At 41.4% G+C, this 12,357-nt stretch carries 9 protein-coding genes and 2 pseudogenes; 7 read left to right on the forward strand and 4 right to left on the reverse strand.

All coding sequences use genetic code 11. The annotated features are described in order from the left end of the window. Positions 1-70 precede the first annotated feature (70 nt). Entirely contained in the window at positions 71-1,954 is a 1,884-nt protein-coding gene (locus tag WA1_RS16820; protein ID WP_017746618.1) for an ABC transporter ATP-binding protein, read from the forward strand. A 215-nt stretch (positions 1,955-2,169) separates the two neighbouring features. Here WA1_RS16820 and WA1_RS16825 read toward each other — a convergent pair whose 3' ends face one another. The 3 genes from WA1_RS16825 to tnpA all read right to left on the reverse strand — a co-directional run bounded on the left by WA1_RS16825 (position 2,170) and on the right by tnpA (position 3,123). Then, complete coding sequence (locus tag WA1_RS16825) at positions 2,170-2,382, reverse strand: DUF2283 domain-containing protein (protein WP_017746619.1); 213 nt, start codon at positions 2,380-2,382, stop codon at positions 2,170-2,172. Beyond that, complete coding sequence (locus WA1_RS16830) at positions 2,379-2,639, reverse strand: DUF4258 domain-containing protein (protein WP_017746620.1); 261 nt, start codon at positions 2,637-2,639, stop codon at positions 2,379-2,381. The genes WA1_RS16825 and WA1_RS16830 overlap by 4 nt, the downstream gene beginning before the upstream one ends. A 73-nt stretch (positions 2,640-2,712) precedes the next feature. Further along, entirely contained in the window at positions 2,713-3,123 is a 411-nt protein-coding gene (gene tnpA / locus WA1_RS16835; RefSeq protein ID WP_017746621.1) for an IS200/IS605 family transposase, read from the reverse strand. Positions 3,124-3,186: 63 nt separating this feature from the next. Here tnpA and WA1_RS16840 point away from each other — a divergent pair, with 63 nt between their 5' ends. The 3 genes and pseudogenes from WA1_RS16840 to WA1_RS52830 all read left to right on the forward strand — a co-directional run. Then, positions 3,187-4,728, forward strand: coding sequence for an RNA-guided endonuclease InsQ/TnpB family protein (locus WA1_RS16840; RefSeq protein WP_017746622.1), 1,542 nt, complete (start codon positions 3,187-3,189; stop codon positions 4,726-4,728). A 146-nt stretch (positions 4,729-4,874) separates the two neighbouring features. After that, positions 4,875-5,921 (forward strand): chemotaxis protein CheB, encoded by a 1,047-nt coding sequence (locus WA1_RS16845; protein WP_017746623.1) that lies wholly within the window; start codon positions 4,875-4,877, stop codon positions 5,919-5,921. A gap of 102 nt (positions 5,922-6,023) precedes the next feature. Beyond that, a pseudogene (locus WA1_RS52830) lies at positions 6,024-6,539 on the forward strand (CheR family methyltransferase); the annotation flags it as partial. An 8-nt stretch (positions 6,540-6,547) separates the two neighbouring features. Here WA1_RS52830 and WA1_RS16855 read toward each other — a convergent pair. Further along, on the reverse strand, positions 6,548-7,600 hold the full coding sequence (locus WA1_RS16855; protein ID WP_066613377.1) for an IS701 family transposase: 1,053 nt from the start codon (positions 7,598-7,600) through the stop codon (positions 6,548-6,550). A 144-nt stretch (positions 7,601-7,744) separates the two neighbouring features. On the opposite strand from WA1_RS16855, the pseudogene WA1_RS16860 reads away from it, so the two are divergent. The 3 genes and pseudogenes from WA1_RS16860 to WA1_RS16870 all read left to right on the forward strand — a co-directional run. After that, a pseudogene (locus WA1_RS16860) lies at positions 7,745-9,106 on the forward strand (CheR family methyltransferase); the annotation flags it as partial. 213 nt (positions 9,107-9,319) lie between these two features. Further along, the gene (locus tag WA1_RS16865; RefSeq protein WP_017746626.1) at positions 9,320-10,642 is read left to right on the forward strand and encodes a PAS domain-containing sensor histidine kinase; all 1,323 of its coding nucleotides are present in this window, start codon (positions 9,320-9,322) and stop codon (positions 10,640-10,642) included. A 118-nt stretch (positions 10,643-10,760) separates the two neighbouring features. Continuing rightward, positions 10,761-12,341 carry a metallophosphoesterase family protein gene (locus WA1_RS16870; protein ID WP_017746627.1) on the forward strand — a complete coding sequence of 527 codons (1,581 nt, stop codon included), beginning with the start codon at positions 10,761-10,763 and terminating at the stop codon, positions 12,339-12,341. The last annotated feature ends 16 nt before the right edge of the window (positions 12,342-12,357 follow it).

Below are 12,357 nucleotides of genomic sequence, written 5' to 3' on the forward strand. Positions count from 1 at the left end.
AGCCATTAGCAATTCGCAATTAACTGCTAAAATCCAAATATTTATAAGCAACGCTTTAAACCTGACCGCTATGAGAAACACTATTCTGGACGTTCGCAATCTGCAAGTTGAATTTGTAGGTGATACCAAAGTTGTTAAAGCTGTGGATGGTATCTCTTTTGAGTTGCGCCGAGGAGAAACTCTGGGAATAGTGGGGGAGTCGGGAAGCGGAAAATCAGTGACAGCCCTGGCTGTAATGGGTTTGATACAAAGTCCTGGGAGGATAAGTGGGGGTGAAATTTTGTTTAGCCCTCAGGAAAACAGCACGCCTGTTGATTTGCGGAAGTTGCCTAGCGAGGAGATGCAACTTCACAGAGGTGGCGATATTGGTATGATATTTCAAGAACCAATGAGTTCTCTCAATCCAGTTTACACCATTGGGTTTCAGTTAACAGAAGCAATTTTGCAACATCAAAAGATTTCATCAGAAGAAGCGAAACGACAAGCGATCGCACGCCTGCAAGAAGTGAAGTTGCTTCCAAGTGATGAAGTGTTGAAGGAACAGTATATGGAGACTGAGAAAACTTCTGTTGGTTCATCAACTCCAGATGAGCAAAAGCTGACACAATTGGTCAAACAGCACAAAGAATCAATCTTAGACCGTTACCCGCACCAACTTTCTGGTGGTCAATTACAGAGGGTTATGATAGCAATAGCAATTTCGTGCAACCCATTGTTATTGATTGCTGACGAACCAACGACAGCGTTAGATGTGACGGTTCAAGCAACAATTCTTGAGTTGTTGCGGGAGTTACAGCAAAGTCGTGACATGGCAATGATTTTTATTACTCACGATTTAGGGCTGATTGCAGAAATCGCTGACAAAGTCGCAGTAATGTACCGGGGCAAAATTGTAGAACAGAGTCCAGCCGCACAAATTTTTGCCGCTCCCCAACATCCCTACACCAAAGGCTTAGTTGCTTGTCGCCCCACCCTCAACCGTCGTCCTCACAAACTCCTGACAGTTTCCGATTATATGCAAGTAGAGGAAACACCAACAGGAGAGGTGGTGATACAGCCCAAACAACCCGCACAACCACAAGAAGTCACGACTGAGGAGTTTTCTCAAAGATTAGTCACTTTGGAACAACAGCAGCCTTTATTGGAAGTCCGCAACCTTAAAGTTGGTTTTCCCGTGAAGGGATTGTTTGGCGGTACAAAACGCTACCACATGGCAGTGAATGGAGTTTCCTTTGAGGTCAAAAAAGGGGAAACTTTGGGATTGGTGGGAGAATCTGGTTGTGGCAAAACCACTGTTGGGAAAACCTTGCTGCGATTAATTCAACCAATGGGTGGTGAAATCTTGTTTGAGGGACGAGACGTTACACATTTTCAGGGTAAAGCTTTGCAAGAGTTGCGAAGGGAAATGCAAATTGTGTTTCAAAATCCTTTTAGCGCCCTCGATCCTCGGATGAAGGTTGGGGATGCAATTATGGAACCTTTGGTGATTCACTCTATGAGCAAGACAAAGCAGCAACGCCGCGATCGCGTAGCTTATCTTTTAGAAAGAGTGGGTTTGAGTGCAGATGCTATCAACCGCTATCCTCACCAATTTTCTGGGGGACAACGTCAAAGGATTTGTATTGCCCGTTCTTTAGCTTTGAATCCTAAGTTTATCATTTGTGATGAATCCGTTTCCGCTCTTGATGTATCGGTACAAGCGCAAGTATTGAATTTGCTCAAAGAACTACAAGATGAATTTGGGTTGACTTATATCTTTATTTCTCACGATTTAAGTGTGGTGAAATTTATGAGCGATCGCATTTTAGTCATGAATCGCGGTCAAATTGTTGAACAGGGTACGGCGGAGACAATTTATCGAGAACCCAAAGAAGAATACACGCAAAAGCTCATTGCATCAATTCCTACAGGTAGCCCCGAACGAGTACGTCAACGTCAAGTGAAAGCGTCGTAATTGCAGTTTTTTTGTTTTCCTTTTAGGGGCTTCCAAATAAAAAAATCCTCAATCTACTTCTTGTGGTGCGGGCTTCTAGCCCGCCGATACAGAAATCAAAATCGAGGTAAAAAACCCGCTTTCTCTCTGTTGCAAAGCTTAATATCTTGTAGGCTCAATTCAAAGAAACCGGGTTTTTGATATTACTTTGTTTTGTTGTACCTTACTATTCACTTTTACAAGAATGATGATTTTTCATTGATTGAATATTCAACACGACGAGGATTATCCATGCGCTGAGAAGCATCTGTTATTTCCAATCCTACTACGTTTCCAGATTGGTCATAATCAAAAATAACGCCCGGTTTCTCCTCATCGCTTTCTTCTATTGGCACATTGCTAAAAATTATTCTCAAAATATCAACTTCAGGGTCGTAGGTAATTTTCATGATTGTCTCCAGTATTTCTCGATTTTACTAGTTCGATAAACAGTTATCACAACTGGTGGCTCGACATCATCTGCTACAATAACGCGCAGCAAAAAGATTTTACCGTTATCAAACTCAACTTGTGACTGATAGGCTTTGCGCCCATTTCTTTCTTGGACAATCTGTTGAGGATTCTCGAAAACATGTCCAACCAAGGATAATGGGATTCCTCGTCGTTCTATTTCTGTTTGTGCGTGACGAGAAATTTTGTACTTCATTTGACCAAATTATCAACGGCGGGCAAGCCCCTGCTTTTAAGCATGGGGGCTAGCCGTTGGCATCTTACTGCAGTCAAGCTTCTTTTTGGTTCTGAATGTACATCTTAACTACATCTAAAGGTGCGCCGCCTACTGTAGAAACAAAGTAGGAATTAGTCCATAACGAAGGTAGTTTGCTTTTTAATTCTGGAAACTCTAGCCGCAAATATCTGGAAGTGGCACCTTTGAATCGCTTCACAACTCGATGAATTCCAAACTGTGGGTCTACCTCTACCAATAAATGCACATGGTCTGGCATTATTTCCATCTCTAGTATCTCTGCTTGGATTTCTAGAGCTATTTGAGCAAGCAACTCTTTTAATCTAATTGCCACAGCATTTATTAGCACTTTTCTCCGATACTTGGGGCAAAAAATCACATGATACTTGCATGAGTAGACAATGTTATTGTTTGATTTAAATTTTTCCATAATTTCCCGAATCATAGTTTCCTGTACCGTATCTATATGATAGAATACAGAAAACAAGTAGACAAGTACAAGGAGGTGATGGTAGTGCAAGTAAGATGGAACTTGAAAATCAAGGCAACTAAGACACAAGACAAAACTCTGTCTCGTCACCTCAATACGCTGCGAGCGCACCGTAATTTTGCACTACGAGAAAGAGAAACAGGTTACAACACTAATAATCAACATGCAAATTCAGAGATTGTTTATGCTTGGGGTTCATTCTGCGATCTCGAAACCAAGATGGAGTATGGGTCTTGTTGTCCTTTGTCGTGTCCTGTTTTGAAACATGGCGTAGTTCCACAAGATTTAAACATAGCGAAGAAAGTTAACAAAAAGACTGGTCAAGTTAGATGGGATTCAGCAAGTGGTATTCAATCCAAAATTACAACTGAGCTAAGAAATACTCGTGCCAACTTTGCTGAGATAGATTCTTGTGTTTTGCAAACTAACCTAGCCAAGCTAGATACAGCTTTTACCAACTTTTGGAAACATGGTCGTGGATTCCCTCAATACAAGAAAAGCCTTGATTCTTTTGAGTTCAAGACTGGCAGAGTTAGGATTAGAAATGTTAGAAACAACTACGCTACCATCTATCTACCTGGCATTGGTTCGGTCAAGATACACAATAGTCGCGACTTAAATGGCATTGAGGAATTTGGAACTTGCACCGTTAAGAGAGAGGGAGGTAATTGGTACATTTCAGCATTAGTCGAAGTCCCAAACTTACCAGAAACCAAAAAACTAGAGGACGTTAAATCTGTTGTTGGTATTGACGTGGGAGTGAACAAACTAGTTGCTTTATCAGATGGCAGCTTCATTGAAAACACCAAACCCGCAACCAACAAAAGAACTGCAAGGCGCTTAAAAATGCGTCAACGTGCTGCTAGCAGAAAGCAACTCGGTTCTCAGAACAAGAAAAAGGCACATCAACGTGTTGCCAAGATGCAACATGAAATATCTCAAGAGCGGGATGGACGCAACTGGCAAGGTGCTCAAAAGATTGTCAACACAGCAGACGTGATTGGACGTGAAGACTTGAATGTTGCCAACATGGTCAAACGTGCTAAACCCAAACATAATGGCAACGGCGGCTATCAGAAAAATGGGGCTAAAGCTAAATCTGGGTTGAATAAAGCAATCTTGGACTGCGGATGGAATGATTTGTTCAACAAGATTGCTTGGCTTGCTTTGAAAACGGGGAAGCCTGTAGTTCTTGTCAATCCAAAACACAGTAGTCAAGAATGTCCACAATGTCATCACGTTGATCAAAGCAATCGTGATGGCGAAAAGTTTTTATGTGTAAAATGCGGCTATACTGAACACGCAGACACTAAAGCTTCTCGAACAGTCGGGAAGAGAGTGGGGTTGGTTTTCCCCAGAAAAATTAAAAAAACCCTACCGAGGGACTCTCGGAAAGTCACGCCTGTGAAGCCTGCTAGTCAGGAAGCATCAACCGGATTGAGGGTTGAGTCCAGGAACCATGCCTTTGGGCAGTTGAATATGCAGTTGTCCCTCTTTGATACAACTGTTTATACAACTGCCGACAATCGGGTATCTAGGAGATACGGCAAAAACTCTTAGAGAATCCCCTTCCCTTTAGGGATGGGGAGTGTCAAAAATTTCATAATAGATCACCTAAAAGCCAGGTAAATTAAACATCCTGCTCTGCTAACCTAGACTTGAGCAGTATAGCGTAGCTTTGCTGCAAATAAGGAGGAATCAAAAAAATGCCCGGACACGACATTATCGTTGTCGGAGCATCGGCGGGTGGAGTCGAAGCACTGACTTTCTTGGTAAAAAATTTACCACAAGACTTGAATGCTGCTGTCTTAATAGTCTTACACGTACCCAGTCATAGTACTAGCGTTTTGCCCCGCATTCTTGAGAGAGCAGGTAATTTGCCTGCTGTCCATGCTCGAGATGGTGAACCCCTTTTGCTAGGAAGAATCTATATTGCCCCGCCAGATTATCACTTATTGGTGAAACTGGGAACTTTACAACTCTCGCGAGGACCAAGGGAAAATAGTCATCGTCCAGCAATAGATCCCCTGTTCCGTACTGCTGCAAGAGCATACGGTCAAAGAGTTATTGGTGTCGTGTTGACAGGTGTACTTGATGATGGTACCGCAGGACTAAAGGCCGTAAAAATGCGCGGTGGTGTGGCTGTTGTTCAAAATCCTGATGATGCAATGTATGCGGGAATGCCGCGCAGTGCGATCGAGAATGTCGATGATGTTGACTATGTATTGCCACTATCAGATATCCCAAGTACGTTGGTAGTTTTGGTAAACACGCCAGTGGAAGTTGTGGTAGAAAATCCTATTCCTAAGGACATAGCATTTGAATCTGATTTGGCAGAGATGAAGATGGCACAACTTAACAACGAAGATAAACCGGGCAAACCATCTCCTTTTGCTTGTCCTGATTGTGGTGGAACCCTTTGGGATCTGTCTCAGGGGGATTTGTTGAAATTTCGATGCCGCACGGGTCATGCTTTCTCAGCAGCAACGCTGCTAGCAAAACAATCTGATGCCTTAGAGGATGCATTGTGGATTGCGCTGAGAGCATTAGAGGAGAAAGCCTCTCTAGCACATCGGATGTCTCAACGAATGCGCGATCGCAACCAAACTCTCTCAGCAACACGATTGGAACAAGAGGCAAAAGATGCTCAAAAGCGTGCTGCTGTCATTCAAGAAGTACTTCGTAAGGGCGATGCTACGATTGAAGATAATGTATCTTCATCTTTAGATATAGATGCACTAACTAAGGAGTAGATCAAATACTGCTGCATCATATGTCTTTTTTTTACTGCTATTTCTTACAAAAATCATATTGCAATACTGCTTGATAATAATTCATAAGAAGTATAAAAAAACATGAGCAATGACAAACCCAATCCTGAATTAGAAAAATTATTAGAATATATCAAACGCAGTAGAGGCTTTGATTTTAGCGGTTACAAGCGCACTAGTCTAAGTCGTCGAATACGGCGACGAATGGAAACAATTAACGTTGAAAACTATACTAAGTATTTGGATTACTTAGAAGTACACCCGGATTAGTTTATTGAACTATTTAATACAATTCTAATTAATATTACGGCTTTTTTTCGAGAGCCAGAAGCTTGGGAGTACATCGCAACCGAAGTTATTCTTCAAATTGTAGCTAACAAACGCCATGATAAACCCATCCGCGTTTGGAGTGCTGGTTGTGCTTCTGGGGAAGAAACCTATACCTTAGCAATTTTGCTAGCAGAAGTACTGGGAATGGAAGAGTACACAGCGCGAGTGAAGGTGTTTGCGACGGATGTGGATCTGGATGCTCTTAATCTTGCTCGTCAGGCAAACTACGGTTTAAAAGAAATGCAAAGTATTCCTCCAAATTTACAAGAGAACAGGACTTACGCATTGACAGAAAATTGACTATGTGCATTCAAGCCTACCTGTTGTTTAAGGTGTTCTAGAATGAAGTCACGAGCTACGTGAAGAGACAAATTTCTCTGGACTTCGTACCAGTTTTCAATTAACTCTTCTATTCTCATTAATTCTAATTGGGTAAAGGCGCGGATAGCACTAAAAAAGTGAGTTCTAATTGCCGCAGATGTCCTCACCATAAATCGCTCAATTCCACACACTTGTTTAATAGCTCGATGGTAGCATTCAATTCCCCAATGAATTGAATGTAATTCTTTAAACTCTGCCATAGATATTGAAAAAAGTGCATCGAGGTCAGGTACATACATGATGTAATATCTGTGAGCTTCGTTTTTGAAATCTCTCCGAAATACTTTCACTTGCCCAAACTTTTTCAGATACACTATTAAACCAGTTTCGGGAATTTCTAGATTTTGGACTTGGATAAAATTTTTACCATCGACTGAACAGGAACGATTTTTAGCTATCCCAGTTAAAAACCCTAATTCCTGGTTTTTTAGGAACTTCAAGTTTTTCTGACTGGAATACCAAGCATCAGTAGTCACTATCTTTGGCTCCAATCCCCACTCCAAAACCTCAGTAATCATTTCTCGTAAGTAGTCATTTTTTGTTTTACCATCTTGTTTGTTATAAATGCGATAATTTACTGGTACAGACTTACCCGACACATCGGTGTAATACAAGGTAATTAGCTGAATTCCTTTGACTGTACGATGATGCCGTCCCGAATAAAAATAACCAATTAACTCTGTTAATTTTTCACTATGAGCCTTGTCAATTACCGTATCGTCTCCACTTAATGTGCCACCTACCAAATTGATATGCGGCTTAACTTCATTAAACAAATCTAATGGTTCATACTGCTCACGTAACAAAAATCTGTTGACACTATCATGAGACAAATCTTCCATGATTTCTGCTAAACGTGTGCAGCCTGGATATTTCGATTCCGCCAGTAAAAACAGAGTGTAAGTGTTTAAATCGCATTTGGCCGTGGATGGCTTGGTAGTTACTCTAATTGCCCATACCCTCAATCGAGACAAGATAAATTATCCATCTTTCCAGTCTCCTACGGACTAGCGTAGGCGTAGCTCGCCGTAGGCATCGCCGATGTTTTTCGGTTTTTTATTACTGCATTTATTGTCTCATTTGTCAATGCGTAAGTCCTGGAGAAATACTTTGAGCAGGTGAACAATCACTATGTTGTTCAAAAAGAGTTGCGTCGTGGTGTGATTTTTGGTCGTCACGATTTGGTTCAAGATGCACCTATTTCTCGAATTGACTTATTAGTATGCCGGAATACTTTAATGTATTTCAATACTGAAACACAAGCTAAAGTTCTTGATAGATTTCATTTTGCTCTTAACGATAGCGGCTTTCTCTTTTTAGGGAAAGCAGAAATGTTGTTTAGCCGAAACAACTCATTCACTCCATTGGAATTACGACAACGAGTATTTATTAAAGTTCCAAACGGCAACTTCGGCGATATACTATTGAACTTCGCTTATTCTAGTAGGCCGCAGGCTGTTCCAGAAATGGTCGATCAAATACGCATTCATGAAGCAACTTTTGAGATTGACCCCATCGCTCAAATTGTTGTAGATCTCAAAGGCGCAGTCATTCTGGCTAATAGTGAAGCCCGTAACTCATTTAATCTCAACTCTAGAGATTTGGGTCGTCCTTTGCAGGATTTAGAGCTTTCCTACCGACCGGTAGAATTGCGATCGCGTATCGACCAAGTTCGCACCAATTGTCGCGGGATCGTATTAAAAGACATAGAGTGGTCTACACTCAACCGCGATCTGAAATATTTAGACGTGCAATTAATCCCCTTGTTAGATGATAACACTGACGAGTTGTTAGGTATAAAAATTATTTTTGTTGATGTTACCCGCTATAAAAACTTACAGCAGGAACTAGTTCATGCTAACCAGGAATTAGAAACGGCTTATGAAGAACTGCAATCTACCAACGAAGAATTAGAAACCACCAACGAAGAATTAGAAACCACCAACGAAGAACTTCAGTCTACTGTAGAAGAGCTAGAAACCACCAACGAAGAACTCCAGTCTACAAACGAAGAACTCGAAACTATGAATGAAGAACTGCAATCCACAAACGAGGAATTGCAGACCATGAACGAAGAACTGCGCCAACGCAGTGAAGAACTTAATAAAGTCAACGGCTTTTTGGAATCCATTCTCATCAGCCTTCGCGCCGGAGTTGTTGTTCTCAACCACAATTTACAGATCTTAATATGGAACCGGAAAGCTGAAGATTTATGGGGTTTACGGTTTGATGAAGTTTTTTCCAGACACTTTATGACTTTGGATATCGGCTTGCCCCTAGAACCACTTAGAGTGCCAATTGGGTCTATTATCAACGGGGAATCTGATTATTATGAAGTGGTGCTGGATGCTAGAAACCGCCGAGGTCGCGCAATTCAGTGCCACATAATTTGCACTCCTCTTTTAGGCACACCAAACGACCTTCAAGGTGTCATCCTATTGATGGAAGAGCGTTAACAAGAGAAATAGTCCAAAAAGGTCATAAGTTAAAAAAAGTATTTTTCTTTGTTATTTCATTTCATTATTTTGTCATTAGGAGGGATAATATAATCAAAAGGAGTAATCAAGATTTATTAGAAGTCAACACCTGACTATTAACCTAGTAGATAGATTAAGTATCTTGATAAGACAAGTATCTTTACGGTGGAAGAGAGGATAAGAGGAAAGCCCGTGAATCTTGAAAACTTTGGTCGGCAAGTACACGAGGTGCGCCGACATACCCAGCTTCTACAGTATCGTGTCAGGGAATCACCCGAAGGACAACAAGACTTGTTATCTGAGGCTTTTGAGGAACTACGTACAGCTTTGGAAGAACTGCACGTAGCAGAAGAAGAATTGCGCCTGCAAAACGAACAGTTGGCGATCGCATGCCAAGAAGCAGCCATAGAACGCAGACGATATCAAGAATTATTTGATTTTGCTCCTGACGGTTACCTGGTAACAGATGCTCAGGGAAAAATTTGGGAAGCGAATCATGCTGCGGCTAACCTACTAAAAATCTCAAAAAACTTTCTGATAGGAAAACCACTAGTTAACTTTTGTCTTCAAGAAGATCGTCGGGTTTTTCGTTCTCAATTACAACGCTTAATTGATATGGAGGAAATGCAAGAATGGGAAATCCAATTGCAACCTCGTAAAGGAAGCAAATTTGATGCCAGCCTCACAGTAAAAACTATCCGAGATAACGAAGGAAAACCAACAGGTTGGCGGTGGCTTATAAGAGATATCACATCTCGCAAACAAGTAGAAGAAAAACTGAAGATAATTCAAATCCAGAATTTAAAATTACAGGAAGCTTCACGATTTAAATCGCAGCTTTTAGGAGTGATATCTCATGAATTGCGTACCCCAATGAATACAATTTTGGGGTTTTCCCAACTGTTGTTACGCCGCTACTACCATCTGTTAGCACCAGAATTAAGAGAGATGGTAGAAAGGATTATTCACAGTGGCAAACATCTTTTAAAATTAATTGAAGAGATCCTTGATTTTTGCAAACTGGAAACAAATAAGGTAGAGTTAAACCTGCAAGAGTTTAATTTGGTAGAGTTAGTCACAAGAATTACAGAAGACTTGAGACCTCTAGCCAAACGAAAAAATTTGGCTTTGGTTTTGCACTTAAATATTGAAAATCCCAATATGATTATTGATTGCGATCGCTTGCAACAAGTGTTCGTTAACTTGCTATCTAATGCCATTAAATTTACAGATATAGGTGGTGTATTTGTAGAGGTACAACAAGTTAAGGGGGAGCCATTGGTGTTAATGGTTAAGGACACAGGTATTGGCATTCCCGAATCAGACATACCACACATTTTTTCAGAATTTTGGCAAGTTGACAAGTCTACAACTCGCAAGCAAGGTGGCGTCGGATTGGGACTGGCGATCGTAGATAAGTTAGTGCGCTTAATGAAAGGAACTATCACAGTTGAAAGTAAACTAGGAGAAGGCTCAACTTTCCGAGTAGAATTACCAGTGACCAGTGACCAGTGACCAGTGACCAGTGACCAGTGACCAGTGACCAACGAGAAATAAAGAACAGTACAATTGGGATCTAAATTATCAAAAAACAGTAAAAATTCGGAAATTTTGTATCCCAGAGCAATTAACAATGCAATATATATTCGATCCACCGATCCCCGTAAAAATTCAAAAAATGAAAGAACGGGTGAGGTGGCTGCATCCGAGTGTTGTTCAGCGAGGAATCGATCAAACTAGCTTGGTCTTGGATGACGGAAACTCGGATCATCCAGAATTTTCCTTTATGGTTATGGGTGATACCGGGTCTAAACCATCTTATGGACAGCATCCACAACGGTTAATTGCAGAGTTAATGCTAACTCAACGCGATGAGTGCCGTTTTATTCTCCATACTGGAGATGTGATTTATGTTGTAGGTTCCCATGAGTATTATCCGCAAAATTTTATTGAACCTTATCGCGAGTTTCTAGTAGGAGGGGAAAACTATAAAGGCATTTCTTACAATCGCATGACGTTTAGTACGCCGATTTTACCAGTACTGGGTAATCATGATTACTACGATGTGCCGTTGATGTATGGTTTAATAGCAGGAACCACACTACCACTGCGACGCTTACTGCGTTACAAAGATATAGAGATTGGCTGGCATGGTTCTTATCAAGGAAACGCATATGCCACAGCATTTCTTGACTACCTCAAGCACTTTTCTCCTGGCGAAAAGTTAGAACGTCATTTAGACAGCCATTATACAGCTAAAACCAACACGGGACGCTGTTTGCGGTACGAACCTGGAAGATTTACTCGCCTACCCAACCGCTACTATACTTTTCGTTATGGTGGGATTGACTTTTTTGCCCTCGACTCCAACACCTTTAATGCACCCTCTCCACTCCCTACAACAAAAGAGGGAGATATAGAACGCCGAAAGTTAGAAAAACGACGTCACTCAATAGAACAAGAGGAAACGCAAATTTTAGCAGCCTGTTCTCACCTCAATCCAGATATTCCCCAAGAAGCCGAACAACTTGATGCTCTCAAAAGTAAGTTATACCAAATTGATGAAGTCAAGATTGACATTGAGAAACAGCTTGAATCCCATCAAGCACCACCAGTAGACTTTGAACAACTCAACTGGCTTAAGCAAAGGTTAATTGAATCTTGGAATACTCAAGAGGTACGCGGACGAGTTGTTTATTTTCATCATCCACCCTATGTTACTGAAGCAAGCAAGTGGCATCAAGCACAAACTTTAGCAGTTCGTCACCGCTTGCGTGGGGTATTTGATGCTGTTGCTGACAGTCTTGGTTCTCTGACTCAAGGGCGTCCCGTAGTTGACTTGATATTAAACGGTCATGCTCATTGTTTGGAGTATCTCCGCACAACCGACACCGGACACGGTGATTCCCATATCCACTGTATAATTTCTGGTGGTAGCGGTCGCCGTCCCCGTCGTCAACGAGAGGAGGGATCGGAATTGATGGAAACTTTTGAAGATACCACAGGTAGCTACACTCGTAAAATTGCTGACTCATTTCTTTTTCTTGGTCGCAACGGATACGACACTCAGAAACGGCTTCCTTACTCATTCGTGCGAATAGATGTTCGAGACGGTTCCCCAGCCAAGTTTATTGTTAGACCATTTATGACAGAGCGCTTTCAAGGAGAGTGGTACAATCGGGAGTTGGAGCCGTTTGTTATCAGTGACCAGTGACAAAAGCAAGGTCTTC

It is taken from the genome of Scytonema hofmannii PCC 7110 (genome assembly GCF_000346485.2).
Lineage (GTDB): Bacteria > Cyanobacteriota > Cyanobacteriia > Cyanobacteriales > Nostocaceae > Scytonema > Scytonema hofmannii.